Source organism: Brenneria goodwinii (assembly GCF_002291445.1).
Taxonomy (GTDB): Bacteria; Pseudomonadota; Gammaproteobacteria; order Enterobacterales; family Enterobacteriaceae; genus Brenneria; species Brenneria goodwinii.
This window is the reverse complement of record NZ_CP014137.1, coordinates 2778723-2803414: the sequence shown is the minus strand read 5'-3', so window position 1 is coordinate 2803414 and position 24692 is coordinate 2778723. Positions and strand designations below refer to the sequence as shown.

28 protein-coding genes and 1 riboswitch are annotated in these 24692 nt (G+C 52.4%); of the genes, 7 read left to right on the top strand and 21 right to left on the bottom strand.

Annotation, left to right across the window (positions count from 1 at the left end; all coding sequences use genetic code 11):
* Positions 1 to 45: 45 nt before the first annotated feature.
* On the bottom strand, positions 46 to 474 hold the full coding sequence (locus ACN28R_RS12585; RefSeq protein ID WP_095834583.1) for a hypothetical protein: 429 nt from the start codon (positions 472 to 474) through the stop codon (positions 46 to 48).
* A complete protein-coding gene (locus ACN28R_RS12580; protein WP_095834582.1) occupies positions 474 to 1187 on the bottom strand; it encodes a hypothetical protein in 714 nt (237 codons plus the stop codon). The genes ACN28R_RS12585 and ACN28R_RS12580 overlap by 1 nt, the downstream gene beginning before the upstream one ends.
* 345 nt (positions 1188 to 1532) lie before the next feature.
* Between ACN28R_RS12580 and ACN28R_RS12575 the strand changes: the two genes are divergently transcribed.
* The 3 genes from ACN28R_RS12575 to ypfH all read left to right on the top strand — a co-directional run bounded on the left by ACN28R_RS12575 (position 1533) and on the right by ypfH (position 4848).
* Entirely contained in the window at positions 1533 to 1985 is a 453-nt protein-coding gene (locus tag ACN28R_RS12575) for a DUF441 domain-containing protein (RefSeq protein WP_095834581.1), read from the top strand.
* A gap of 15 nt (positions 1986 to 2000) precedes the next feature.
* Positions 2001 to 4064, top strand: coding sequence for a tRNA(Met) cytidine acetyltransferase TmcA (locus tag ACN28R_RS12570; RefSeq protein ID WP_095834580.1), 2064 nt, complete (start codon positions 2001 to 2003; stop codon positions 4062 to 4064).
* A 145-nt stretch (positions 4065 to 4209) separates the two neighbouring features.
* Positions 4210 to 4848, top strand: a complete 639-nt coding sequence (gene ypfH, locus ACN28R_RS12565) for an esterase (RefSeq protein ID WP_095834579.1) — start codon at positions 4210 to 4212, stop codon at positions 4846 to 4848.
* 39 nt (positions 4849 to 4887) lie between these two features.
* On the opposite strand, the gene ACN28R_RS12560 is transcribed toward ypfH, so the two are convergent.
* The 4 genes from ACN28R_RS12560 to ACN28R_RS12545 are packed head-to-tail and all read right to left on the bottom strand — an operon-like array spanning position 4888 to position 7259.
* Positions 4888 to 5079: a YpfN family protein gene (locus ACN28R_RS12560; protein ID WP_048635710.1), complete on the bottom strand. Its 192-nt coding sequence runs from the start codon at positions 5077 to 5079 to the stop codon at positions 4888 to 4890.
* Between the two features lie 2 nt (positions 5080 to 5081).
* Positions 5082 to 5756 carry a M15 family metallopeptidase gene (locus ACN28R_RS12555; protein WP_095834578.1) on the bottom strand — a complete coding sequence of 225 codons (675 nt, stop codon included), beginning with the start codon at positions 5754 to 5756 and terminating at the stop codon, positions 5082 to 5084.
* Complete coding sequence (gene dapE / locus ACN28R_RS12550) at positions 5753 to 6880, bottom strand: succinyl-diaminopimelate desuccinylase (RefSeq protein WP_095834577.1); 1128 nt, start codon at positions 6878 to 6880, stop codon at positions 5753 to 5755. The genes ACN28R_RS12555 and dapE overlap by 4 nt, the downstream gene beginning before the upstream one ends.
* A gap of 1 nt (position 6881) precedes the next feature.
* A complete protein-coding gene (locus ACN28R_RS12545) occupies positions 6882 to 7259 on the bottom strand; it encodes an ArsC family reductase (RefSeq protein ID WP_048635707.1) in 378 nt (125 codons plus the stop codon).
* 231 nt (positions 7260 to 7490) lie between these two features.
* Between ACN28R_RS12545 and ypfM the strand changes: the two genes are divergently transcribed.
* Positions 7491 to 7550, top strand: coding sequence for a protein YpfM (ypfM, locus tag ACN28R_RS12540; protein WP_109053067.1), 60 nt, complete (start codon positions 7491 to 7493; stop codon positions 7548 to 7550).
* A 175-nt stretch (positions 7551 to 7725) separates the two neighbouring features.
* On the opposite strand, the gene ACN28R_RS12535 is transcribed toward ypfM, so the two are convergent.
* Positions 7726 to 8418 carry an aspartate/glutamate racemase family protein gene (locus tag ACN28R_RS12535; RefSeq protein ID WP_095834576.1) on the bottom strand — a complete coding sequence of 231 codons (693 nt, stop codon included), beginning with the start codon at positions 8416 to 8418 and terminating at the stop codon, positions 7726 to 7728.
* Positions 8419 to 8646: 228 nt separating this feature from the next.
* Between ACN28R_RS12535 and cspE the strand changes: the two genes are divergently transcribed.
* Positions 8647 to 8856 (top strand): transcription antiterminator/RNA stability regulator CspE, encoded by a 210-nt coding sequence (cspE, locus tag ACN28R_RS12530; RefSeq protein WP_009113827.1) that lies wholly within the window; start codon positions 8647 to 8649, stop codon positions 8854 to 8856.
* Positions 8857 to 9072: 216 nt separating this feature from the next.
* Here cspE and crcB read toward each other — a convergent pair whose 3' ends face one another.
* The gene (gene crcB, locus ACN28R_RS12525; protein WP_048635705.1) at positions 9073 to 9459 is read right to left on the bottom strand and encodes a fluoride efflux transporter CrcB; all 387 of its coding nucleotides are present in this window, start codon (positions 9457 to 9459) and stop codon (positions 9073 to 9075) included.
* 78 nt (positions 9460 to 9537) lie between these two features.
* A riboswitch (Fluoride riboswitch) is annotated at positions 9538 to 9598 on the bottom strand.
* Positions 9599 to 9812: 214 nt separating this feature from the next.
* On the opposite strand from crcB, the gene tatE reads away from it, so the two are divergent.
* Positions 9813 to 10019, top strand: coding sequence for a twin-arginine translocase subunit TatE (tatE, locus tag ACN28R_RS12520; protein WP_048635704.1), 207 nt, complete (start codon positions 9813 to 9815; stop codon positions 10017 to 10019).
* Between the two features lie 122 nt (positions 10020 to 10141).
* On the opposite strand, the gene lipA is transcribed toward tatE, so the two are convergent.
* The 13 genes from lipA to leuS all read right to left on the bottom strand — a co-directional run bounded on the left by lipA (position 10142) and on the right by leuS (position 23852).
* On the bottom strand, positions 10142 to 11107 hold the full coding sequence (gene lipA / locus ACN28R_RS12515) for a lipoyl synthase (RefSeq protein WP_048635703.1): 966 nt from the start codon (positions 11105 to 11107) through the stop codon (positions 10142 to 10144).
* Positions 11108 to 11287: 180 nt separating this feature from the next.
* Positions 11288 to 11989: a lipoyl(octanoyl) transferase LipB gene (gene lipB, locus ACN28R_RS12510; protein ID WP_183092037.1), complete on the bottom strand. Its 702-nt coding sequence runs from the start codon at positions 11987 to 11989 to the stop codon at positions 11288 to 11290.
* Between the two features lie 117 nt (positions 11990 to 12106).
* Positions 12107 to 12370 carry a DUF493 family protein YbeD gene (ybeD, locus tag ACN28R_RS12505; RefSeq protein WP_048635701.1) on the bottom strand — a complete coding sequence of 88 codons (264 nt, stop codon included), beginning with the start codon at positions 12368 to 12370 and terminating at the stop codon, positions 12107 to 12109.
* A 109-nt stretch (positions 12371 to 12479) separates the two neighbouring features.
* The gene (dacA, locus tag ACN28R_RS12500) at positions 12480 to 13691 is read right to left on the bottom strand and encodes a D-alanyl-D-alanine carboxypeptidase DacA (RefSeq protein WP_095834574.1); all 1212 of its coding nucleotides are present in this window, start codon (positions 13689 to 13691) and stop codon (positions 12480 to 12482) included.
* A 172-nt stretch (positions 13692 to 13863) separates the two neighbouring features.
* Positions 13864 to 14940: an endolytic peptidoglycan transglycosylase RlpA gene (gene rlpA / locus ACN28R_RS12495; protein WP_095834573.1), complete on the bottom strand. Its 1077-nt coding sequence runs from the start codon at positions 14938 to 14940 to the stop codon at positions 13864 to 13866.
* A gap of 13 nt (positions 14941 to 14953) precedes the next feature.
* Entirely contained in the window at positions 14954 to 16066 is a 1113-nt protein-coding gene (mrdB, locus tag ACN28R_RS12490) for a peptidoglycan glycosyltransferase MrdB (protein WP_048635698.1), read from the bottom strand.
* Positions 16067 to 16075: 9 nt separating this feature from the next.
* Complete coding sequence (mrdA, locus tag ACN28R_RS12485; RefSeq protein WP_048635697.1) at positions 16076 to 17980, bottom strand: peptidoglycan DD-transpeptidase MrdA; 1905 nt, start codon at positions 17978 to 17980, stop codon at positions 16076 to 16078.
* Between the two features lie 35 nt (positions 17981 to 18015).
* Positions 18016 to 18486, bottom strand: coding sequence for a 23S rRNA (pseudouridine(1915)-N(3))-methyltransferase RlmH (gene rlmH, locus ACN28R_RS12480; protein ID WP_048635696.1), 471 nt, complete (start codon positions 18484 to 18486; stop codon positions 18016 to 18018).
* 1 nt (position 18487) lies between these two features.
* Entirely contained in the window at positions 18488 to 18805 is a 318-nt protein-coding gene (gene rsfS / locus ACN28R_RS12475; protein ID WP_048635695.1) for a ribosome silencing factor, read from the bottom strand.
* Positions 18806 to 18984: 179 nt separating this feature from the next.
* Positions 18985 to 19674, bottom strand: coding sequence for a nicotinate-nucleotide adenylyltransferase (gene nadD, locus ACN28R_RS12470; RefSeq protein ID WP_095834572.1), 690 nt, complete (start codon positions 19672 to 19674; stop codon positions 18985 to 18987).
* On the bottom strand, positions 19664 to 20698 hold the full coding sequence (gene holA, locus ACN28R_RS12465) for a DNA polymerase III subunit delta (RefSeq protein ID WP_095834571.1): 1035 nt from the start codon (positions 20696 to 20698) through the stop codon (positions 19664 to 19666). The genes nadD and holA overlap by 11 nt, the downstream gene beginning before the upstream one ends.
* On the bottom strand, positions 20695 to 21255 hold the full coding sequence (gene lptE, locus ACN28R_RS12460) for an LPS assembly lipoprotein LptE (protein ID WP_048635692.1): 561 nt from the start codon (positions 21253 to 21255) through the stop codon (positions 20695 to 20697). The genes holA and lptE overlap by 4 nt, the downstream gene beginning before the upstream one ends.
* A gap of 14 nt (positions 21256 to 21269) precedes the next feature.
* A complete protein-coding gene (leuS, locus tag ACN28R_RS12455) occupies positions 21270 to 23852 on the bottom strand; it encodes a leucine--tRNA ligase (RefSeq protein ID WP_048635691.1) in 2583 nt (860 codons plus the stop codon).
* A gap of 306 nt (positions 23853 to 24158) precedes the next feature.
* Between leuS and ACN28R_RS12450 the strand changes: the two genes are divergently transcribed.
* Positions 24159 to 24641, top strand: a complete 483-nt coding sequence (locus ACN28R_RS12450) for a zinc ribbon-containing protein (protein WP_048635690.1) — start codon at positions 24159 to 24161, stop codon at positions 24639 to 24641.
* Positions 24642 to 24692: the final 51 nt, after the last annotated feature.

The following is a 24692-nucleotide window of genomic DNA, read 5'->3' as shown; positions in this document are numbered from 1 at the left end:
GTTCTGCGTATAGTTTTATCGGCGAATAATATGCGGCCATCTGACCTATTGAATATGGGCAAATGTTTTGGATAATTTTATTTCATTACTCTCTTTGATATGCCACAGATAAAAGGTATCGCTTTTCTTTGTCGGTCTTCTCCAGACTTCAGCGTCTCCATAAGGCTTGGGTGCCTTTTCATAGCCAAGTTTCTTTAGATAATCACGTAGTGGAACAAGATCGCTGGCATGATGAAAGACAATTTCGTTGGTAGGTGCATAGCCATCGCCAATATGATATTCGAAATGATAATTGCGCGAAATTTTTGGCGTATCGGCAATATCTTTGTCTGTAAAATGTTTATAGATAAGCACATCACTTTTCGTGTATGCCGGATTCTCTGCAATTCGCTTGTCAAGCCAGGTTCCCAAAACAAAATCGCCAAGGGCGTAAAGAATTAGCGCTAGTAGAATCCACTTTAAAGATTTTTGCATTAGCATTGCCCTGGATAAACTCGTTTGTTGAATGAAAGTTTAGTGCCGTTATTAGTGAAAACTTCTACCTTACCGGATGTGAAATCATCCCAGGGTTTTATCCATGTCATAAAATGGGGTAGCTGTTTTCGATATGGGCTGTGCCGTACACATGGATTTTGCGGATCTGGGTAGATAATCGGTGTAAATCCCCTATTTTTGTTAACTCCGACTGGACCATAATAATCCCAACGCCTGAGTGCAGATTCATAGCTGACCGGTTTGACGTGATGACTATAACGACTTGGTATTAATGTCTTGTAAAAGCCGAATAGGTCAGAGACTAAATCTTCTCCACTAAAGCCACTGTCGGTGTACCAGGAAAAATGTCGTAGAGACTGCAACCCTTCGAAATTTGAGGCGGTTATCATCATCATGGCAAGCATTATGCGATTTATTTCGTCGGTCGTCCTGCCTTTTTGGATAACCCATTTAGTATACTTCCCTACCCCGATACAACGATTAAAGCGCCCTATATACATGTTTTGGTCATATACGATTGTGTAATGCGGATTGTTGCTGATTTCGCCAATTTGGAATTGATGAAAGAGCGCTTTTATATCATCGCCTCTGGCATGGCCCATATCGATCCAACCTAGCACTTCGGTATAAACGAGTCCGTTTCGGAGGGTATCAAATTGGGCACCGTCTATAATATCTCGTCTGCTACTCATAAATAGATTCATCCATGGAAAAACATAAATAATATTGTTTTATGTTTGTTCAAACAATAGTCGATGTTTTTAGTTTTTGATTTAACTTCAACGTATTACGTGTTTTTTGTTGTCGTGAAAATATCATCGTTTATGATGTTTTTGGTTTTTTTATTGGGCAATGATAATCGTAAGGCACTTCATTCCAGGTTATTCGTCTCCCTCCCGAAATACTCGTCATGCTTGTAAAAACAGGCATTTCAAACGACCCCGGATGATAGGGCGTGACATTCTCTTTTTGGTGTTATAATTGCACGCCATTTACGCCGTCTGGGTTTACGGCTTTTTCAGGAATAGTGTTCTTCTATGACTTTTTTTGATCCAACACTGTTGATTCTACTGGTTCTGGCCGGACTAGGAATTATCAGCCACAACATGACCGTTACGCTGGCTATTCTGCTTTTACTGGTTGTGCGCATTACCCCGCTAAATAACTTTTTCCCGTGGGTAGAGAAGTACGGTCTGACCATTGGGATTGTCATTCTCACCATTGGTGTGATGGCGCCTATTGCCAGTGGCAAAATCACCGCGGCAGACGTCATCAACTCTTTTATGAGCTGGAAATCGATACTGGCGATTGTTATTGGCGTATTGGTGTCCTGGTTGGGGGGGCGAGGCGTGTCCCTGATGAGCAATCAACCTTCGGTGGTCGCCGGGCTGCTGGTGGGAACGGTGATGGGCGTGGCGTTGTTTCGCGGCGTTCCCGTCGGGCCGCTGATTGCCGCAGGTATCCTTTCTTTACTGATCGGCAAAACCTGATCGTTTTTGCTACCGATGACCAGTCTCTCTTCTGATTTCGTCAATAGCCAGCGCCAACAACTGCGTAGCGGCGTGCGGCGTCTGCTGGCGCTCAGCGGGGAGCCTGACTGGTGTCAAGCTCAGGCGTTAACGCTCTGTCGTCAACTGGACGGCGACTGGCTGTGGATCGGCTCCCACGGGCCAGAAGGCATGACGTCTTTGCCCGCCGGGAAGGTGCGTACCTTGCTCGGACGGGAGTTCAGCCATGCGATATTTGATGCCCGGCGGGGGCTGGATGTGGAAGCCTGGGCGATGGCGGCGGGCACGCTGCGGGCGGGAAGTTGGCTGATACTATTGGTGCCTGAATGGCAGTCGTGGCCGGATCGGGCTGATGAAGACAGCCTGCGTTGGAGCGAACGACCGCAGCCCATAGCCACGCCCCATTTTGTCCGCCACCTTCAGCAACATTTGCTGGCGGATGATGAAGCCGTTATTTGGCGTCAGGGTGCGACGTTGGCCGTCAGGCCGCTTCATCCCCGGCCCGACTGGCGACCGGCCGACGGCGACCCAACGGCACGGCAACAGCGTATTTTACAACAGTTGAGCGCGGCGCCGCCGGGCGTTTATGTGGTCACAGCGCCGCGGGGCCGGGGAAAATCGGCGCTGGCCGGCATGTTGAGCCAGCGCTGTACGGGAATATGCTGGGCGACCGCGCCTTCCCGCTCCGCCGCGGACGTACTGCAACAGCATGCCAGAGAAGATACTCGGTTTTGGGCGCCGGATGCGCTGCTGGAACATTGCCGATCGAATCCGCCGCCAGCGGTTGACTGGCTGTTGGTCGATGAAGCGGCGGCGATTCCCTCTTCGCTATTGACGGCGCTGCTGTCGCATTTTCCCCGTATTTTGATGACCACCACCGTGCAGGGATATGAAGGCACCGGGCGCGGTTTCTTACTGAAGTTTTGTGCGTCACTGCCGCAATGGCAAGCGTTCACCCTGGACGAACCGCTACGCTGGGCTAAAAGCGATCCGCTGGAATGCGTACTGGATAATGCGCTGCTGTTTACCGAGTCATATGACGATATCAAGCCTGTTCAACCACGCTCTGTACCCGAACTCAGAGAAGAAAGCGCCGACGACTGGCTCCGGCATCCGCAGCGTTTACAGCAATGCTATGCCTTGTTATGCAGCGCTCACTACCGGACTTCTCCCCTTGATTTACGCCGTTTGTTGGACGCCCCCGGCATGCGCGTGTGCAGCGCCAGCGTATCCGGTTCGCTCAACGGCGTGTTGTGGATGGTGGGTGAAGGCGGTCTGTCTGCCGAATTGGCGCATGAGGTCTGGGCCGGGCGCCGCCGTCCGCGCGGCAATCTGGTTGCGCAGTCGCTAGCGGCTCATGCGGGGCAGTGGACTGCGCCGATGCTCCGTTCTCGGCGCATTAGCCGCATTGCGATAACGGCGGCTTACCGGCGACAGGGCATAGGGCGCGCCCTGGTCGAGTTTCAGCAGCGGACGGCGCAAGCTCAGGGAGTGGATTATCTGTCGGTCAGTTTTGGTTATCAGCCGGATTTGTGGGCGTTTTGGCGCTCATGCGGTTTTCAACTGGTGCGCATCGGCAGCCATCTTGAGGCCAGCAGCGGCTGTTACAGCGCGATGGCGTTATTGCCTCTGAGCGCCGAAGGCCAGTCGCTGACGGCGCAAAGCGCCCGACAGCTGAAGCGGGATTGGTTCTGGCTGCGCCGTCTTATTCCGCTGGATTTGCCGCTGCCGCAGGATGAAGCGACGGATCTGGATCGGGAAGATTGGCGCACGCTGGCTGGTTTCGCCTTTGCCCATCGGCCAATGGAATCCAGCCTGGCGTCGCTGTCCCGGCTGGCGCTTAGTTCCCCTTTGGCGTTGCCGGCATTGCGTTTACTGGTTGAAGCCCCCGGTAACAGTGAACGGGGCGTGAAAATACTCGGTCTGCCGGGGAAAAAAGCGCTGTTGCGACAGTGGCGCGACGAAGTGGCGGAAGCGCTGCGGCAGCGTGATACAACAGCCTGTATCCGCTGGCGTGACTGGGTTGAAGGGCCGCAACCGGATCAATCCGATCTGCCGTAAATCGCTCTTTTGCTGCAAAAAATGGAACATCTTATTCAATAATTCCCGATTTCACCTGAAATAGCGCGGCGTATAGTGAACCTCAACCGCTATTGATGAACTGACCGTTGGCGATACCGCGTCGGTTGCTTTCAGGAGAAAGAGAATGAGCCAGGAATATGTTGTTGTACAAAATCCAGATGTTCCCCAGCAGCTGTTTTTACTGTTTCATGGGGTAGGTGATACGCCAGCGGGTATGGCTCAGATCGGCCGTTATTTCGCCGCCGCATTTCCGCAGGCGCTGGTGGTGAGTGTCGGTGGTCCGTTCAGTAGCGGGTACGGAGAAGGCCGCCAATGGTTTTCCGTGCAGGGCGTGACGGAAACCAATCGCTTATCCCGTATTGAAGCGGTGGTCCCACGTTTTGCCGCCACCGTGCGTGACTGGCAGCTTAAAAGCGGCGTCGGTTTTCAGCAAACAACGTTGGTGGGATTTTCTCAAGGATCCATCATGTCGCTGGAAGCGTTGAAATCAGAACCGCATTTGGCCGGGCGAATTATCGCATTCAGCGGTCGCTTCGCCGTTTTGCCGGAAAAACCATTCACCGATGTCGTGGTTCATCTGATTCATGGCGACGCCGACGGAGTCATCACCGTCGATCACGCCCACGCCGCCGCGCAGCGTTTTCAGACTTTAGGGACATTGTTCACATTGGATGTGGCGCCCGGACAGGGGCATGGGATTGATGAGCGCATGCTAAATCATGCGCTGACGCATCTGCGGCATGACAATAGCTTGGCATCATAATAATGAATATCGTTTTTTTCAGCGCTGGCCGACCGGGTTTCACGGCTTTTTCTGCGGCCAGTCGTCCTCCTCGTCATCCCACTTATCGTTGTTATCACGATGCGGAGGCAGCTTGGGCTTGTTCATCAAAAAGCGCTTGTGATCGACATTGCGCAGTTCCTTGATGCCATTTATTAGCATACCGATCAGGATAATAAGAATGATCCACCAGTAATCCGCCAGCCACGCCATAATTAAGCTCCGTCAACGTTGTTTATGAAGCGGGTAAACAGCAGCGGTAAGTGTTCGCATAGCCAGTCATAACCTGCGATGTCCTCTCCTTGCCAGGCCGACAGAATAATACCGGACGTAAGCTGTTTTTCCGCATGCTGTGCTAATGGATAATAGCTGATATGCCAGGGTTCCGCGGCGACCCCGCCGAGATCGTGCTCATAAGGACGATAAAAGCCGAATTCATGCATATGCTGACTTAACCAGTTATTAAGCGGAGCGAAATAGCCACCGGATTCATATTCCCAGGGTTCCAGCATTAGCCGCTGTCCTTCCGGTAGAAGGCCGGGATCGTAAATATCCAGATCGCTGCCCCAGTGGTGGCGGCTGGCTCCCGGCATCGCGGACCAGCGTAGAATCGCTTTACAGCGATCGCCCTCGTTAAGCGTCAACACATCCAGCGGGCGGCCATCTTTGCCCATTACCGGGCGTTCTCCCTTGAATTTGCCATTCCAGATCAAACGCTGGCGATCAAAGTCACGAAATGTACTGGCGGGCTGTAGATTAAATCCGTCTTTTTCCGCCGCGCGCTGTAACGTTTCAAATGCGATGACCGCTTCAAGCTGAAGGCGATGATGGCCGCTCAGCGTAACCAAATGGCTATCATCCTTTCCGGTTAGCATGGCATGAGTAATCATGCGATCAATTGCTCCATAATGCGCTGATACATCCGGCTCAGCAGTTGTAAGTCTGCGGCGTTGACGCATTCATCCACTTTGTGAATGGTTGCGTTGACGGGCCCAAGTTCAACAACCTGAGCCCCCATGCGGGCGATAAAACGTCCGTCGGATGTGCCGCCGTTGGTTAATAATTGCGGTGTGACTTCACTGTAATGCCGTACCGCATTCACCACGGCATCGACAAGTTCACCCTGTGCGGTCAGAAATGGCTGGCCGGAGAGATTCCAGTTAATGGTGTAGTTCAGCCGGTGACGGTCTAGCAGCTCCGCTACCCGTTGTTTAATCGCTTCATCCGTCAATTCGGTGCTGAAGCGGAAATTAAACTGTACGAACAGTTCTCCGGGAATAACGTTATTGCTGCCTGTGCCAGCCTGAACGTTGGCGATTTGCATGCTGGTCGGCGGGAAAAACGCATTGCCCCGATCCCACTCGGTGGCAACCAGCTCGTTGAGCGCGGGCATGGCCCGGTGTATCGGGTTATCTGCCAGATGCGGATAGGCGACATGTCCCTGAACGCCATGAATCCGGAGATTGGCGGTGATAGAGCCGCGGCGCCCATTTTTCACAACGTCACCCACCACATTGGTGCTTGACGGTTCGCCCACCAGGCAATAATCGAGCTGTTCATTACGCGCCATCAGGGCGTCAACGACCTTGACCGTACCATTCACGCAACTGGCCTCTTCATCTGAGGTGATCAGGAACGCCAGCCTGCCCTGATGGTTGGGATGCGCCGCGACAAAACGTTCTGCGGCAACGACCATCGCCGCCAGCGAACCTTTCATATCGGCCGCTCCACGACCATATAACATGCCGTCGCGGATCGTGGGTTCAAAGGGCGGGTACTGCCAGAGGTTTTCATCACCGCTTGGCACCACATCGGTATGCCCGGCAAACGCCAATGTTTTACCGGTGCCGCGCCATGCCCAGAAGTTTTGGGTATCGCCAAAGTCCATCGGTTCAATGGTGAAACCGATGGCTTTCAGACGCTCAGTCATTAATTGCTGGCAGCCTTCATCATTTGGACTAAGGGAAGGGCGCTTGATTAACTGTTGGGCTAGTTCGATAACCGGACAAGACACGTTATTTGTTCTCCGCAATAAATTCCTGATAGCTGTCTGCGCTGAAGCCAAGCAGCGCTTTTCCATCGTTTGTCACTAACAGCGGCCGCTTGATAACCGCTGGCTGTTCAAGCATCAATGCAACGGCCGCCTTTTCACTGTCGGCGGTATTGCTATTAATTATGCTGCGTTGCTCTTCGCTTAGTTTACGCCAGGTGGTGCCGCGTGTGTTGATTAATGGCTGCCAGCCTAGCAGAGCAATAAAATGCTCAAGGCGCTGTGGGTCTAGACCGTCGGCGCGATAGTCATGAAAACGGTAATCAATCTGTTGTTCTTCCAGCCAGCGACGGGCTTTTTTAATGGTGTCGCAGTTTTTGATACCGTACATGGTCAGCGTCATTGTGATTAATATCCTTTCAGATCCAAAGGTTACATCGTGAGTGTCGAATGGCGTAGTGCGGGAATATGAGCCTGACATCGTAATCGACCAGCATGCCGAAAAAAAACGGCGAGGTCCACCGTGAGCCGAGATGTAAAAATGTGGTGTAGTACACTTTTTATACTTTCAGAACGTTTCACCTGATTAAAAAATGTGCGTATAATACGCGCAATTAATTACCAAGAGGTTAGCATGATCGAAGTAGAAGTCAGTAATTGGAAAGATTTTATTGAAGCAATGTTACGCAAATAATAATTAAAGCCGCACCTGTCATTGCCCGCCAGGAATAAGATCGAAGAAACCAAGCAGCATTGATTTCCCATGCTGCTTTATTTTTAGCCAAAATGAGGAAACCTTAGTAATTAAAAGAGGCTATTATTTGTTCTGGCGTAAAAGTAAATATTTTTTAATGTAACTTATTGTTATCTTACGATAACGCATACTTGGCTGCGGCAATGGCGTGTAAGGTTGTGGTGTCAAAAAGAGGAACGTTGGCATCGTCCGCGCTTAGCAACAGCGGTATTTCGGTACAGCCGAGAATAATGCCTTCGGCTCCTTGTCGCTCAAGCTGCGTGATGATCTCCCGGTACGCCTGACGAGATCCAGCGTCGATTTTTCCCTGACACAGTTCCTCATAAATGACGCGATTCACCGTCTCTCTTCCCGCCGAATCTGGAATGATAACGTCTATGCCATAGCGGTCGTGGATGCGCTGCCGGTAAAAATCCTGTTCCATCGTATAGCGGGTTCCCAACAGACCAACTTTTTTCATGCCCTGTTTAGCGATGCTTTCACCGGTGGCGTCGGCGATGTGTAAAAGAGGAAGTTGGCTGGCGTTTTCAACGGCATCCGCCACTTTGTGCATGGTGTTGGTGCAGATCACTATGGCTTCTGCGCCCGCTTTTTCTAATCCCATGGCGATGTCGGACAATACCCGTGCGGCCTGCTGCCAATCACCTTGCGACTGCAACTGCTCGATGTCGTGAAAATCGACGCTATGCAATATGATTTTGGCTGAGTGCAGTCCGCCAAGCTGATTTTTGACATATTCGTTTATCGTACTGTAGTAAGGGATAGTCGATTCCCAACTCATTCCCCCGATGAGGCCCAGCGTTTTCATCAATGCTTTCCTCTGTTTGCCTGATACCATAAAAAGTGATTAGTAACGTTCAACGTACCAGGCTAACATATTAATATTGTTAAAACTTGCCCTCAAATTTGTCCGACCGTTTTTTTTAGCGATTTTTATCACGTTTTATCCATCTTAAACTGGACAAATGAGCCATCTATTGCTGTACTGTACTCGACACAGATTTTGTGTCTTTCATTCATGTTAAAGGTAAGTTTGATGTCTAAGATTAAAGGTAGCGTTAAGTGGTTTAATGAGTCCAAAGGATTCGGTTTCATTACTCCAGAAGATGGTAGCAAAGACGTGTTCGTACATTTCTCTGCCATCCAGAGCAATGGCTTCAAAACTCTGGCTGAAGGTCAGCGTGTAGAGTTTGAAATCACTAGCGGTGCGAAAGGTCCATCTGCTGCTAACGTTATCGCTATTTAATTATACCGATTTCTTGAAAAACCCGCCTTATGGCGGGTTTTTTTTAATGGGAGCGACAGCCCCTACAACGCTATTGATGATAAAACGCCGTATGGGGCGCTGTAGGTACGGTACAGTGAGAGGACGGTCGCCTCCTACAGGATTAATATAAATGCTGCTGTCGCTGTTGGAGCATAGGAAACGCGTTAAAACGCGGTATGTCGGGCTGGTTCCGTACTAATGGGCGATGAGCCAGGTGACCAGCGTGAAAGCCACGGCCGTCAGCAACAACGATCCCGCCAGATTCAATAGTACATTCAGACCCGCCGCCGCCAGATTTCCGCTTTGCAGGAACATGACGGTCTCCATCGAAAATGTCGAGAATGTGGTTAATCCGCCACACAGCCCAGTCGTAATAAGTATTTTCCAATGCTGATCGAGCTGTGGGTGGCGCAGAAAGTAGGCCAATGCCGCACCGATAATAAATGCCCCGATCAGGTTGGCGAGCAGCGTTCCCACCGGCAGAGAATAACCGTTACCGTTGAACTTCAGGCTTAACATCCAACGCGCAACACTTCCGAGCCCACCACCAACAAATACAACAAGCAACATACTAATATACATAGACACCTTTTATTTAACATCGAACATTAAGGGGTATCTCGAAGAAGAGCAGTCACGATGCTACGCCTTCTCTTCGAGAAGTGCATAGACATCATCAGCCGAATGGCGGTTATGGAGGAATGTCATCTCCGTTTTGCACGGAAAAGCCTACGCTTTCTTGCCGTAATTTTATAGCTCTCCATCAGCAAAAGTTGTAAATCGATTCGGCACGGGTTGAGATAACCGCAGTGGAATCTAGCGTGGCGTCTTACTTTGTTACAGAAGGCGATTGTTTTGTTGGCGGTAAGGTTTTACATAGAGATTATGTTATTCGTTCGCTGGCTTATCCAGCATCTGTAATCAGGTAGGTAAGTATGGAAGGTATCAGTATTGCCAAGCTATTGGTCATCGGCGCATTGATTGTTTTGCTTTTCGGAACCAATAAGTTACGCAGCCTGGGCGGCGATCTCGGCGCGGCAATCAAAGGTTTCAAAAAAGCGATGAATGACGATCAGTCCGCTAATAACGTAACGTCAGACGAATCTACCGCTATCAACGACACCCAGCATAAAAAGTCGTAATCTGATAGCACAGGCGAACGGTCGGTTTTACCGCCCGTTCGCTAATTCTGTAACTAAATATAAGCGCGCATATTGCGCGCTGTTGAGGGCGAAAGCTGCTTAGCGCTAGCTTATTTTCCCGTTTATTTCACTTCGATGCCTTTTGCCTGCAAATCGGCATGGTAGGACGAGCGTACAAACGGGCCGCAGGCCGCATGGGTAAAGCCCATAGCCATCGCTTCGGCTTTCATCTCATCAAACTCTTCAGGGCTGACATAACGCTGTACCGGCAGGTGATGGCGGCTCGGTTGCAGGTATTGTCCCAGCGTCAGCATGGTAACACCATGGCGGCGCAGATCGCGCATGACGTCCACGATTTCGGCATTGGTTTCGCCAAGTCCGACCATCAGCCCGGATTTCGTCGGGATGTCCGGGTGAGCGTTTTTGAAGTTTTCCAGCAGTTTCAGCGACCATTCATAGTTGGCGCCCGGGCGAACCTGGCGATAAAGGCGCGGAATGTTTTCAAGATTATGGTTGAAAACGTCCGGCGGCGTTACCGTCAGAATCTCTAATGCCCGATCCATACGGCCACGAAAGTCGGGAACCAGCGTTTCGATGCGGATTTGCGGATTCTTACGGCGAATGGCGCTGATACAGTCAGCGAAATGCTGGGCTCCGCCGTCACGCAGGTCATCACGGTCAACCGAGGTAATCACCACATAGCGCAGCCCCATATCGTGGATCGTCTGCGCCAGTTTTTCCGGCTCGTTGGCATCTGGCGTTAGCGGTCGGCCATGGGCAACATCACAGAACGGACAGCGGCGAGTACAGATCGCGCCCAGGATCATAAAGGTGGCGGTGCCGTGGTTGAAACATTCCGCCAGATTGGGGCAGGAGGCCTCTTCGCAAACCGAGTGCAGCCCATTTTTACGCATAGCGGCTTTGATGCCCTGAATGCGGCTGGAGTCTGCCGGGAGTTTGATTCTCATCCATTCAGGCTTGCGTAACATTTCCTGCCGTTCAGTGACCACGGTCCGCACCGGAATTAGCGCCATTTTATCGGCATCGCGGTATTTTACGCCGCGTTCGATCTGAATAGGTTTACTCATGTTTGCGTAAGTTCCAGTTCTTAATCGCTTTTTTGAACTTATTAATAAAATTCAAAGGATTATATGTTTTATTAAAAAATTTTTTAAAAAACTCTCGAAATTATATCATCATTATCCGGCGAGATTCAGCTATTGCTTAGCCAAAATGAAGAATTTATGTAAATAAAATGTGATTGACTGTTAGCTTGGCCGGTTGTCCCGCTTTGGCGCCGGCGCACCCTGTGCGGCGAAGTCCCAGTCTATCAATTCACATTGCTGATAACCCAATAGCTGCCGGAATGACTTAAGCAAAACGGGAGCCGTATCTTCCACCGTAACGCCAGGGACATAATCGCTTACCTGCGCCATCTGCATTCCGGCATAGCCACAGGGATTGATGCGCAGGAAAGGCGACAGATCCATGGCGATATTCAACGCCAATCCATGAAAGGAACAACCTTTGCGAATACGTAGCCCCAGGGAGCAGATTTTACGTTCGCCGACATAAACGCCCGGCGCGTCAGCTCGCGCATGGGCCTCAATATGAAAATGAGCCAGGGTATTCACTACCGTGTTTTCAATGGCCGAGACTAATAGCCGAACGCCCAATTTACGCCGTTTTAAATCAACCAGTACGTACATGACCAGTTGACCAGGGCCATGATAGGTAACCTGGCCGCCCCGGTCGCTCTGTATGACCGGAATATCGCCGGGCATCAAAACATGTTCTGCTTTGCCGGCCTGGCCTTGGGTAAATACCGGGGGATGTTGAACCAGCCAGATTTCATCCAGCGTCTTATCGTCGCGCAGATCGGTGAATTCGTGCATCGCCAGCGAAACGGGTTCGTAAGGTTGTACGCCCAATTGACGTACGATGATCTTATCCTGTAGCAAACGTGTCACCTTCAGGTTAAGGAAGGATAGCCGCGATTATAACGGCGGGAGGTGTCTACGAACAGCGTTTCCCGCCTTTGATATCCTGCGCAGGCTGTCGAACTGTCCTATACCGCCGGGATGACGTTACAGAACCATGCGTACGATTTCAATATTACCCAGCTCTTCATACAACGTTTCCACCTGCTCAATATGTGTGGCGTTAATGGTAATGGAAACGGAGTGGTAATTCCCCTTGCTGCTGGGCTTGATTTGTGGCGTGTAATCGCCCGGAGCATGGCGCTGTATGACTTCAACAACCTGATCGACCAATTCTGGTTTTGCTAATCCCATCACCTTGTAAGTAAAAGGGCAGGGGAATTCGAGCAGTTCATTTAATTTGGTTTTCATCTGCGCTCCAGTTGGCATGGGGTATATACAAATTATAACTCCCGCCGCAAGGACGGGAGTTAATGACTTGATTTAAATATGGGGACAAGTTGCCCTTTTACAATAGGGATCAGCCGAACCAGTGGTGGAACATCAGTTTGACGTAGTCGATCATGCGGCTGAAAATACCGCCTTCTTTGACTTCATTCATCACCACCAGCGGGCGCTGGTCAATGGTTTTGCCGTCCAACTGGAAGTTGATCGAACCAACGACCTGATTCTTACCCAGCGGCGCGTGCAGTTCGGTATTGGTCAGCACATAACTGGCTTTCAGATCTTTCATCCGGCCGCGAGGAATGGTCAGATAAACATCTTTTTCCACTCCCAGGGCAACGCGATCGTTGTCGCCAAACCAAACGGGTTCTGAAGCGAATTCTTTATCCGCTTTCAGCGGCGCCACGGTTTCAAAGAAACGGAATCCCCAGGTCAGCAGTTTTTTACTTTCGGTTTCACGTCCTTTGAAGGTGCGCCCCCCCATAACCGCCGAAATAAGCCGCATCTGGCCTTCGGTTGCGGAAGCCACCAGATTATACCCCGCCGCCGAGGTATGTCCGGTTTTAATGCCGTCCACATTCAGGCTGGTATCCCACAGCAGACCGTTACGGTTGGTCTGCCGGATATTGTTAAAGGTAAATTCTTTTTCTTTATAGGTCGCGTATTCATCCGGAACGTCGCGGATTAGCGCCTGACCGATCGATGCCATATCCCGTGCGGAGCTGAACTGACCGGCGGCATCCAGACCATGCACGGTTTCAAAGTTGGTGTTTTGCAGGCCGAGAGCCTTCACATAGCCGTTCATCAGATTAACGAAGGCATCCTGGCTGCCGGCAACATAATCGGCCATGGCTACACAGGCGTCATTGCCGGATTGCAGGATAATGCCGCGGTTGAGCTGGGCGACTGAAACGCGATCGCCCGGCTTCAGGAACATCAGCGACGAACCCTGGAATACGGGATTACCGGTAGCCCAGGCGTCTTTATTGATGGTGACAATGTCGTTTGGGGTAATTTTCCCTGACTTTATCGCCTGCCCGATGACATAGCTGGTCATCATTTTGGTCAGGCTGGCCGGATCGCGGCGCGCATCGGCATTCATTTCAGCCAATACTTTCCCGGAGTTGTAATCAATCAGGATGTATGATTCTGCATCAATTTGCGGTGCGCCGGGGATCATCGTGGTGATATTGACATCGTCGGCATAAGCAAAGGAGGACGCACCAATGGCGAGCAGAGCGCCAAGCGCAGTACGTTTAATAAAACGAGACGTGTTTACAGTATTCATGATTGGAACAACAACATCCGTGGGTATAAGTTAAAAAACGAGCCACACTATAGCAGATGAGAAATAGGCGGGCACCAGACATTACGTTACGTGATTTTGCTAAAGAGACGCTGTGTTAAATGTCACACCGCCCCTTAAGCGTTACTGCTCCCAGACAAGACATCATCCCTTATTACAGCGAACCGGGTGCGGCAGTAATAAAGGACTGCTGCTGAGCTTCGACTGATAAACGTTGTTGAAGTTCAACCGCTTGTTGGCGATTTTGGAATGGCCCCAACTGAATACGGTATAACCCGCCGCTGGCGGCGACATTGCCTGTTACATGAAACCGTTCGCTGAGGCTGCGCAGCCAAGTCTGCGCCCGCTGCGGGTCGCTCAGCGCGCCGACCTGGACCACGTAACGCCCGCCCGTCGTTGACGCGGCGGGGGCCGCTACAGACGCGCTAGCCGATGTTGCGGCGGGCGCCGTCGTCGTTTCAAGTACGCCGGCAGGCAGTGCGGAAGGCGCTCCCAGGAAACCGCCGCTACGGGATGGCGTACTGCTTTGCGGCATGTCGTCATCGGTTGAGGTATTCAATGTGCTATTGCTGATGGGGTGGGTTGCGCCGGTAGGCATATTGGCGCTTTCCATCATTGGCGTACCGAGCCCGCTGGCGCCAAGACTGGGGCGGTCTGGCAGGGAGAAACTCTGTTTTGCCACGCTGGTGCCAATGGTGCCAGGGCCGGAAAGCGTACCGTCCGGGGCCACATTGATGAAATCAACCTTAACTTTGGTGTTGTTGGATATGTTTAACCGATCGCCGGCCGCTTTCGACAGGTCGATGATTCTGCCCGGCGTATAGGGACCGCGATCGTTCACTCTGACCACCAGACGGCGGCCGTTGCTGAGGTTGGTGACGCGAACATAGCTGGGCAATGGCAGGGTGGGGTGAGCCGCGGTCAGCGCGTTTGGATCAAAGACTTCGCCAATAGCGGTGCGATTACCGCTTGCCTCTTCGCCGTACCAGGTCGCCAGGCCGGTTTCGCTAAAGTTTTGCGGGTTTTTTACAATCTGATAAGTCCTGCCGTTGACGGTATAGTCCTGCAATGTCCCCGGATTATAGGATTCATAACGTGGCTCGGCGCCGCCTATTTCCTCGACCGGGCCATTGTAAACATTACTGGCGGGTGGGGCCGGCGGCTGTTCCGTTACGGTACAGGCCGAAAGCGTCAGACTTAAGACGCCAATCCAAAGCCAATCCTTACGCATTGCTCACCTCGGGTTATAAGTTTTTGGATAGCATTTTGCGGTGAGTATGTATCGACATAATGATACCAAATCCCGCCATTAGGACGACAAGCGCCGAACCGCCGTAGCTGACCAGCGGTAAAGGCACGCCAACAACCGGTAGGATACCACTGACCATCCCGATATTGACGAAAACATAGACGAACAGGATCAACATCATTCCGCCGACCATCACTCGGCCGAATGAGGTCTGCGCGTTAGCTGCAATCACCAAACCGCGCATAATCAAAAACAGGTACATCGCCAGCAGGATCAGTACGCCGATCAATCCCAGCTCTTCTGCCAGTACCGCGAAGATAAAGTCGGTATGGCGTTCAGGCAGGAATTCCAACTGAGATTGCGTTCCGTGCAGCCAGCCTTTGCCGGAAAGTCCGCCGGAACCAATGGCGATCTTCGACTGAATAATGTGATAGCCCGCGCCCAGCGGATCGCTTTCCGGATCAAGCAGCATCATCACGCGCGCGCGCTGATAGTCATGCATCAGGAAGAACCACAGGATGGGGATAAAAGCGGCAACCAGCAGCAGCGCGACGCCGATTAATCGCCAGCTCATCCCGGCGAGAAACAGGACGAATAGCCCGGAGGCGGCGATCAGGATTGAAGTGCCCAGGTCCGGTTGAGCCGCGACCAGCAGCGTCGGCACAAAGATAATCACCAGTGCGATAGCGGTATTTTTGAGCGATGGCGGGCACATATCGCGGTTGATAAACCGGGCAACCATTAACGGAACCGCGATTTTGGCGATCTCCGAAGGTTGGAAACGCACAAATCCCAGATCCAGCCAGCGCTGGGCGCCCTTACTGATCTGGCCGAAAATATCGACCATCATCAGCAGGATAACGCAGATAACGTACAGGTATGGCGCCCACCCCTCATAAACCCGGGGGGGGATCTGGGCCATGATCACCATGACAATCAATCCCAGCACGATCTGCACCACTTTCCGCTCCATCATGCCGGCATCCTGGCCGCTGGCGCTCCACATGACGAATAAGCTATAGCCCAGCAACGCCAGGACGCAGAGAAGGAAGGGAAGGTCGATATGGATTTTGGTCCAGATCGAGCCTTTTTGTTGGCTATCGGTCATGAGTGTCGGTTACTCGCTTTCGCTGCCCGGCGGCGCCGGCGGCGCGGTCGGTAAGTCAGTATTGTTATCGCCCAGCAGAATATGATCCAGGATCTGCCGGGTGATGGTGCCGACCGTTGGGCCGACTCCCCCATTTTCCAGAATGATCGACATCGCAACCTCAGGTTTATTATAGGGGGCGAATGCCATCATCAGCTTATGGTCACGCAAATGTTCGGCGATCTTATGCGCGTTGTAAGTTTCATTTTCTTTCAGGCCGAAGACCTGCGCGGTACCGGATTTCGCGGCGATCTTGTAAGGCGCATCCTCAAAGCTCTTATGGGCGGTGCCGTTAGGGCGGTTAGCCACGCCGTACATCCCGTCTTTGGCAATTTCCCAGAAGCCGGAATGGATATCGCCAATTTGCTGGTGCTCCGGTTGACTGTAGGGCACAACCTCTCCGTTTTCTCTGGTGCTGTGGAGCAGATGCGGCGTTTTTACCTGTCCGTCGTTAATCAGGGTCGTCAGCGCTTTGTTCATCTGTATCGGGGTCGACGTCCAATAGCCTTGCCCGATGCCGACCGGGATGGTGTCGCCCTGATACCAGGGCTTCTTGAAACGCCGGAGTTTCCATTCCCGCGTCGGCATGTTGCCGGCGCTCTCTTCCGAGATGTCGATACCGGTTTTCTCGCCGTAGCCAAATTTGTTCATCCATTCGGCTAAACGGTCAATCCCCATATCATAGGCAACCTGATAGAAAAAGGTATCCGCGGACTCTTCCAGCGCCTTGGTCAGATTAAGCCGGCCGTGCCCCCATTTTTTCCAGTCGCGAAAACGTTTTTCCGAGCCGGGCAGTTGCCACCATCCGGGATCAAACAGGGTGGTGTTGGTGGTAATGACGCCGCTGCTTAGGGCTGACACCGCAATGTAGGGTTTTACCGTGGATGCCGGCGGGTAAACCCCCTGCGTCGCCCGATTGATTAGCGGCCGGTCAGGATTGTTGCGCAGCTGGTTATAGTCTTTGCTGGATATGCCGTCGACGAACAGGTTAGGGTCATAGCTAGGGGTAGACACCAGCGCCAGAATACCGCCGTCGCGAGGATCGGTGACGACAACCGCCGCGCGGCTGCCTTCCAGCAGTTTTTCTATGTACATTTGCAGGTTAAGGTCGAGTGTCAGGTAGACATCTTTTCCCGCCTGCGGCGGCTGTTCATGGAGCTGGCGGATCACGCGTCCGCGGTTATTGACTTCAACTTCTTCATAACCGGGTTTGCCGTGCAGTAAATCTTCGTAATGGCGCTCAATGCCCAGTTTGCCGATATCGTGAGTCGCGGCGTAATCGGCGAGCCTTTCTTCTTTATTCAACCGCTCAACGTCTTTATCGTTGATTTTTGAGACATAGCCGATGACGTGAGTCAGCGCGGAGCCGTAGGGATAATAGCGGCGCTGGTAACCTTTTATTTCAACGCCGGGAAAACGGTATTGGTTAACGGCGAAAGTGGCTACCTGAACTTCGTCCAGATTGGTTTTAACGGGAATAGAGGTGAAACGGCGCGAGCGTTTACGTTCTTTTTCAAAGTTGTCCAGATCGTCATCGCTCAGATTGACGATCGGTCTTAATGCATTCAGCGTGTCCTGCAGGTTATCTACTTTTTCCGGCACCAGTTCCAACTGATAAATCGTTCGGTTCAGCGCCAGCGGAATACCATTGCGGTCGTAGATAATACCGCGGCTGGGGGCAATGGGCACCAGCTTGATGCGGTTTTCGTTGGAGCGGGTACGATAGTCATCAACGCGTAAAATTTGCAGATGATAGAGATTGGCGACCAATACACCGGAAAGCAGCAAAACGCCCAGAAACGCCACTAAAGCGCGACGCACGAACAGGGCGGACTCAGCGGTATAATCACGAAAGGGGTTGCGTTCTTTTTTCATCCAGCGATTTATTTCACGTGTGTCATCATATCGCCTTACTCCCGATGGTAAGGATGATTAGTCGTAATGCTCCAGGCTCGGTACAGACTTTCCGCCACCAATACGCGCACCAGAGGATGAGGTAACGTTAAGGGCGATAGCGACCAACTTTGCTCCGCCGCGGCTTTGCATTCAGGCGATAACCCTTCAGGGCCGCCGATTAACAGGCTGACATCCCGACCGTCCTGTTTCCAGCGTTCCAACTGCTGCGCCAACTGCGGGGTTTCCCACAGAGTTCCGGGAATATCCAAGGTAACAATCCTGTTACCCTTGCCGACAGCCGCCAGCATCTGTTCGCCTTCACGTTCAAGAATGCGTTTGATATCTGCGTTTTTTCCCCGCTTACCTGCCGGAATTTCCGTCAGTTCGAATGGCATGTCTTTTGGGAAGCGGCGCAGATAATCGGTGAACCCCGTCTGTACCCAGTCCGGCATTTTGGTGCCGACGGCGACCAGTTGCAGTCTCATGTCAGCCCCAAAGTTTTTCCAATTCGTATAGTTGGCGGCTATCTTCCTGCATGACGTGAACCATCACATCTCCCAGATCGACGACGACCCAGTCGGCGACATTCTCGCCTTCCACGCCAAACGGGATCAGTCCGGCGGCACGAGACGCTTGTACCACATGGTCGGCGATAGACGCAACATGGCGGGTGGATGTGCCGGTACAGATAATCATGCAGTCTGTGATACTGGATTTACCTTGCACATTCAGTGCAACGATATCCTGACCTTTTAAATCATCTATCTTGTCAATAACGAAATCTTGCAGTGCTTGGCCTTGCAAATGCTCCCCCTCGTAGTTACTCATCGGCGACGGATGAACGCTTATTGCGCTAAATGGTATGGAAAGACCATTTTTCGCTGCGTAATCGCCGATATTATCGGTTTTTTCTGTAATGGAAACCAGCGGCGGAGTATACCATGCGCGGCTGGCGAGTGGTATAAGGCCGGGTCGGCATGATGCTATCGGTATAGATTATGCGCGTCGATATAACGCAGCACGGCCGGAGGCAATAAATCGTCGCAGCCGAGGTTCTGTTGCCGCCGTTGGCGTATCTCCGTTGCTGAAATAGTAACCAAAGGCGTGTGGGCCAAAAAGATCAAACCGTGCGTTTGCCGATGCAGATCGTGAGGATCCTGCGTGAGATGGTCTTCCAGCCACTGCTGCAACGCGGGCGTATCCATTTTCGAGCGATAGCCCGGGCGAGCGCAAACCAGCAGATGGCAGACGTTGAGAATATCCTGCCAACGCTGCCATTGATGCAGCGTCAGTAATGAATCCTGCCCGATAATAAACGCCAGCGGCTTCGTGTTTCCCAGCTCCGCACGCAGCGTTTCCAGCGTATCGATTGAATATGACGGCTGCTGGCGCCGTAATTCCCGATCGTCCACGCTAAACAGCGGGTTGTCCTCAACCGCCAGTTCGACCATTCGTTGCCGCTGTTGCGGACTGGCTTCCGGCTGCGGGCGATGCGGCGGCACGTTGTTCGGCAGTATAACCACCTGATTTAATCCAACAATGTTTGCCAGCGCGATGACCGGTTTAAGGTGGCCGTAATGGATAGGATCAAAGGTTCCCCCGAAAAAGGCCGTCAGGGAGTCATGCCCGGTTTGTTTGGTTAAATCAGCGTGTTGGGTAGAACTAGTTAACATCTAACAGACTCTCTGGTAGGTCTTTACCGCACAATATCATGGAAAGGGTTTCCAGTTCAGGCCAGACCGACTGACCATAATTCTGCTTTAGCGTGATCTCCAGTTTAGACAACAGGCCGATCGCCTGTTGCAACTGCGTCATGTGCAAACGTTGCAGCGCCTGCGTTAACAGATCCCTGCGGTTCTGCCAGACTTTATGCTGATCAAACAGCGAACGCAGCGGCGTTTTCGCCATTTGCCGTTTCAGGGTTAGCAGCAGAAGCAATTCTCGCTGTATCGTCCGCAGCAGAATAACGGGTTCGCAGTCTTCCTGTCTGAGTTGATGCAGAATATGCCAGGCGCGTTTGCTTTTGCCGGCCAGCAGTGCGTCAAGCCAGTGATACGGCGTGAAATGCGCGGAATCGCTAACCGCTTGCTCAACGCGGGGCAGGGTGAGTTTGCCATCGGGATAAAGCAGCGACAAACGCTCCAGCGCCTGCGCCAGCGCCAGAAGATTTCCTTCATAGCAGTAGCAGATAAGCTGGCCGGCCGCTTCGTCCAGATCCAGCTTCATGGCTTTGGCGCGCTGGGCGACCCAGCGGGGTAACTGCGCCTGCTCCGGAGTCAGGCAACTGACGTAAACGCCGTTTTTTGACAATGCCTTGAACCAGGCGCTGTTTTCCTGCGCTTTGGTCAATTTATTGCCGCGCAGCATCAGTAAAACATCCTGATGCAATAAGCCGGATAGCTTGACCAGATTTTCAGCCATCGCCGCATTCGGGCCGTTTTCCGGCAGTATCAGCAATAGCGTTTGACGGGTAGCGAACAGGCTGAGGGCCTGACAGGTACTGAAGATAGCATCCCAGTCGGTGTGGACATCCAGCGTGAAGCTAAAATGTTCGCTGAATGCCTGTTGCTGAGCGACGCGGCGAATGCCGTCCAGGCTTTCCTGTAGCAGAAGGGGATCGTTACCGCAGATCAAATAACAGGCGCGCAACCCCTCATGGAGTTGCGCGGCGAGCTGTTCCGGGTAAAGACGGATCATGAACGATTGGACGGCAGGGTGACGGCAGTCTCCGGGCTTTGCTGCCGGTTTTTAACGTCTTCACCGCCTTTAACGGTCAGCAGTTTACGCACCAGCTGGGCTGCCGCCTGTTCCCGCATTTCCTGACGGATAATGTCCTGCTCGGCATCTTTCGCCAAGGCGGCCAGCGGGTTGTCAAAGAACGTGCGAAATACCGTTACGCTGAGCGGATAAATATTTTCACCCGGCATCAGCACCTGTGCTCTGATCGTCAGCACCATTTGATATTCAGCCGTTTTCCCGTCCTGAAAAACCGAGACGGTATCTTTGGCTTCCGTCATATTCAGGAGCCGCAAAGAGGGAATATCCTGCCGGGCGGCATCCGCGACAATTGCCACGTCGTTGAGGCGCAATTGTTCACGGACGGCGCGGGTTAACGGGCCATATGGATCGCTGCTGTCCAGCACCAGCATTTTTAGCTGCGCAGGCACTTGCGTTGTGCCGCGCAGATGGAAACCGCAGCCGGCGGTGATCAACACCGCCAGCCCCAGCAACAACGTGAATAGACGATGTCGCACAGATCCTCCTTGCCTTAACCTACGACCAGGTTAAGCAGTTTGCCAGGGACATAAATCACTTTACGTACAGTAACGCCGTCCAGATATTTCGCCACCAGCGGTTCCTCGGCAGCGCGCTCACGCACTTGATCCTGGCTGGCATCGGCGGCAACGGTGATTTTACCGCGAACTTTACCGTTAACCTGAATGACCACCAGCTTGGTGTCTTCAACCATGGCGTTTTCATCCGCTGCCGGCCAAGGCGCCGTATCGATATCGCCTTCGCCCTGCAATGCCTGCCACATGGCGAAGCAAATGTGCGGGGTAAACGGATAAAGCATACGAACGACCGCCAGCAGGGTTTCCTGCGTCAGGGCGCGATCCTGTTCGCTTTCCTGCGGCGCTTTAGCCAGTTTGTTCATCAGCTCCATAATGGCGGCGATGGCGGTGTTGAAGGTTTGGCGGCGACCGATATCATCCGTTACCTTGGCGATGGTTTTATGCAGATCGCGGCGCAGCGACTTCCGATCTTCGCTTAACGTCGCGACATCCAGCGCCTGAGCCGGGCCTTTTTCCGTATGATCGAACACCTGCTTCCAGACGCGTTTCAAGAAGCGGTTCGCCCCTTCAACCCCGGATTCCTGCCATTCCAGCGTCATTTCCGCCGGTGAAGCGAACATCATAAACAGGCGAACGGTATCGGCGCCATATTTTTCCACCATGACCTGCGGGTCGATGCCGTTGTTTTTGGACTTCGACATTTTGCTCATACCCGCATAGACAACTTCACGGCCGTCTTTATCGGCGGCCTTGACGATGCGGCCCTTGTCATCGCGTTCAACGGTAACGTCTACCGGGGAAACCCAGATACGTTCACCGTTGTTGCCGACATAATAGAACGCATCCGCCAGCACCATACCCTGACACAGCAGACGTTTGGCCGGCTCATCGGAAGTGACCAGACCGGCGTCGCGCATCAGCTTGTGGAAGAAACGGAAATACATCAGGTGCATGATGGCGTGTTCAATGCCGCCAACGTATTGATCGACCGGCAGCCAGTAATTGGCCGCAGCCGGATCCAGCATCCCCTTATCGTATTGCGGACAGGTGTAGCGCGCATAATACCAGGAGGACTCCATAAAGGTGTCGAAGGTATCGGTTTCACGCAATGCGGGCTGACCGTTCACAGTGGTTTTTGCCCACTCGGGATTGGCTTTCAACGGGCTGGTAATGCCGTCCATCACCACATCTTCCGGTAGAATCACCGGCAGTTGATCTTCCGGCGTCGGGATGACGGTGCCGTCTTCCAGCGTCACCATCGGGATTGGCGCGCCCCAGTAACGCTGACGGGAAACCCCCCAGTCACGCAGGCGGTAGTTGACTTTGCGCTCGCCAATCCCTAAAGAGACTAGCTTGTCGGCAATGGCGTTAAAGGCGGATTCAAAATCCAGGCCGTCGAACTCGCCTGAGTTGAACAACCGGCCTTTTTCCGTCATCGCCTGGGTCGATAAATCGGGCTGGCTGCCGTCGCTGTTCAGGATAACCGGTTTGATCGTCAGTCCGTATTTGGTGGCGAATTCCCAGTCACGCTGATCGTGACCCGGTACCGCCATTACCGCTCCCGTACCGTAATCCATCAGCACAAAGTTGGCGACCCAGATAGCGACTTTTTCACCGTTCAGCGGATGAATGGCGTACAGGCCGGTGGCCATGCCTTTCTTCTCCATGGTCGCCATGTCGGCTTCGGCGACTTTGGTGTTGCGGCATTCATCAATAAAGTCAGCCAGCGCCGGGTTATTGGCGGCGGCCTGGATCGACAAAGGATGGCCCGCGGCGACGGCGACGTAGGTCACGCCCATAAAGGTATCCGGGCGGGTAGTATAGACGCTCAGTTTTTCCTGGCTGCCGTCGACGCCAAAGGTGATTTCAACGCCTTCAGAACGGCCAATCCAGTTGCGCTGCATGGTTTTAACCTGTTCCGGCCAGCTTTCCAGCTTGTCCAGGTCGTTGAGCAACTGATCGGCATAATCGGTAATTTTGATAAACCACTGCGGGATTTCTTTACGCTCGACTTTGGTATCGCAGCGCCAGCAGCAGCCGTCAATCACCTGTTCGTTAGCCAACACGGTCTGATCGTTCGGGCACCAGTTGACCGCGGAGGTTTTCTTATAGACCAAACCTTTTTCATACAGTTTGGTGAAGAACCACTGTTCCCAGCGATAGTAATCAGGTTTACAGGTGGCGACCTCTCGGTCCCAGTCGTAACCAAAACCCAGCAGCTTGAGCTGGTTTTTCATGTATTCGATATTGGCGTACGTCCAGGGCGCCGGTGCAGTGTTGTTTTTAACGGCGGCCCCTTCAGCCGGCAGGCCGAACGCGTCCCAACCGATGGGTTGCAGGACATTTTTTCCCAGCATGCGTTGATAGCGGGAGATCACGTCGCCGATAGTGTAGTTACGAACGTGTCCCATATGTAGACGGCCAGAAGGGTAAGGCAGCATGGAAAGGCAGTAATACTTTTCCTTGCCAGGCTCTTCGGTCACTTTGAATGTCTTTTTCTCTTGCCAGTGAAGTTGAACGTGCGCTTCTATCTCTTCTGGGCGGTATTGCTCTTGCATGGCTGCCAGGGGTCCTATTAGTAAAGAATAGCTACACCAGTAGCGTGTTCTGATTCATACAAATGATCCGCATAGCATAGCTGATAAGCGGCTGAGGCAACAATACTCTGTACCCGGCTGGGGGATATTTCTGATCTGTAATATGAAAACGGGTAAAGATCGTTCAAATCCGGCTTTCGTCCCCATTGCAGAGATGAAATGGTCTAAAATAGAAGAGGATAGATTGAATATTCGTTGGTTCGAGGGACGGAGAACGTCAGAAAGGGATTGCGTAGCTTATTTCAACCGGCATATCCAGGAGGAAGCATGAGTAAAGTTGCCCGCTATTATCGCGAGTTGATGGCTTCAGTGACCGCCCGCTTGGACAAGGGGGAACGCGATATCAATGAGATGGTGCAACGCGCCCGGGAAACGTTGCAACAAGGCTCGGAGCTGACGCAAAAAGAGAGCGAGCAGGTGATTCAAGCCGTTCAGCGGGATCTGGAAGAGTTCGCGCGCAGCTATGATGAAAGCCAGAGTGAATTTACCGACGGCGTCTTTATGAGGGTGATTAAAGAAAGTCTTTGGCAGGAATTGGTCGATATTACCGATAAAACGCAGTTGGAATGGCACGAGCTTTTTAAAGATGTCAGCCGTCACGGCGTTTATCACAGCGGTGAAGTTGTGGGACTCGGCAATCTGGTTTGTGAGAAGTGTCATCATCATATTGCGTTTTATACGCCGGAAATTCTGCCGCTTTGTCCTAAATGCTCGCATGATTCATTTCACCGCCAGCCGTTTCAGCCGTAAGCGTTGCAACCGAAGAAATAAGGCAGCGCAGCGGACTGCCTTTTCACTTAT

Excerpts from the sequence above, each read along its gene's own strand:
- ACN28R_RS12585 (WP_095834583.1), bottom strand. The coding sequence starts at position 474 with ATGCAAAAATCTTTAAAGTGGATTCTACTAGCGCTAATTCTTTACGCC.
- ACN28R_RS12580 (WP_095834582.1), bottom strand. The coding sequence starts at position 1,187 with ATGAGTAGCAGACGAGATATTATAGACGGTGCCCAATTTGATACCCTC.
- ACN28R_RS12575 (WP_095834581.1), top strand. The coding sequence starts at position 1,533 with ATGACTTTTTTTGATCCAACACTGTTGATTCTACTGGTTCTGGCCGGA.
- ACN28R_RS12570 (WP_095834580.1), top strand. The coding sequence starts at position 2,001 with ATGACCAGTCTCTCTTCTGATTTCGTCAATAGCCAGCGCCAACAACTG.
- ypfH (WP_095834579.1), top strand. The coding sequence starts at position 4,210 with ATGAGCCAGGAATATGTTGTTGTACAAAATCCAGATGTTCCCCAGCAG.
- ACN28R_RS12560 (WP_048635710.1), bottom strand. The coding sequence starts at position 5,079 with ATGGCGTGGCTGGCGGATTACTGGTGGATCATTCTTATTATCCTGATC.
- ACN28R_RS12555 (WP_095834578.1), bottom strand. The coding sequence starts at position 5,756 with ATGATTACTCATGCCATGCTAACCGGAAAGGATGATAGCCATTTGGTT.
- ACN28R_RS12545 (WP_048635707.1), bottom strand. The coding sequence starts at position 7,259 with ATGACGCTGACCATGTACGGTATCAAAAACTGCGACACCATTAAAAAA.
- ACN28R_RS12535 (WP_095834576.1), bottom strand. The coding sequence starts at position 8,418 with ATGAAAACGCTGGGCCTCATCGGGGGAATGAGTTGGGAATCGACTATC.
- cspE (WP_009113827.1), top strand. The coding sequence starts at position 8,647 with ATGTCTAAGATTAAAGGTAGCGTTAAGTGGTTTAATGAGTCCAAAGGA.
- crcB (WP_048635705.1), bottom strand. The coding sequence starts at position 9,459 with ATGTATATTAGTATGTTGCTTGTTGTATTTGTTGGTGGTGGGCTCGGA.
- tatE (WP_048635704.1), top strand. The coding sequence starts at position 9,813 with ATGGAAGGTATCAGTATTGCCAAGCTATTGGTCATCGGCGCATTGATT.
- lipA (WP_048635703.1), bottom strand. The coding sequence starts at position 11,107 with ATGAGTAAACCTATTCAGATCGAACGCGGCGTAAAATACCGCGATGCC.
- ybeD (WP_048635701.1), bottom strand. The coding sequence starts at position 12,370 with ATGAAAACCAAATTAAATGAACTGCTCGAATTCCCCTGCCCTTTTACT.
- dacA (WP_095834574.1), bottom strand. The coding sequence starts at position 13,691 with ATGAATACTGTAAACACGTCTCGTTTTATTAAACGTACTGCGCTTGGC.
- rlpA (WP_095834573.1), bottom strand. The coding sequence starts at position 14,940 with ATGCGTAAGGATTGGCTTTGGATTGGCGTCTTAAGTCTGACGCTTTCG.
- mrdB (WP_048635698.1), bottom strand. The coding sequence starts at position 16,066 with ATGACCGATAGCCAACAAAAAGGCTCGATCTGGACCAAAATCCATATC.
- mrdA (WP_048635697.1), bottom strand. The coding sequence starts at position 17,980 with ATGAAAAAAGAACGCAACCCCTTTCGTGATTATACCGCTGAGTCCGCC.
- rlmH (WP_048635696.1), bottom strand. The coding sequence starts at position 18,486 with ATGAGACTGCAACTGGTCGCCGTCGGCACCAAAATGCCGGACTGGGTA.
- nadD (WP_095834572.1), bottom strand. The coding sequence starts at position 19,674 with ATGTTAACTAGTTCTACCCAACACGCTGATTTAACCAAACAAACCGGG.
- holA (WP_095834571.1), bottom strand. The coding sequence starts at position 20,698 with ATGATCCGTCTTTACCCGGAACAGCTCGCCGCGCAACTCCATGAGGGG.
- leuS (WP_048635691.1), bottom strand. The coding sequence starts at position 23,852 with ATGCAAGAGCAATACCGCCCAGAAGAGATAGAAGCGCACGTTCAACTT.
- ACN28R_RS12450 (WP_048635690.1), top strand. The coding sequence starts at position 24,159 with ATGAGTAAAGTTGCCCGCTATTATCGCGAGTTGATGGCTTCAGTGACC.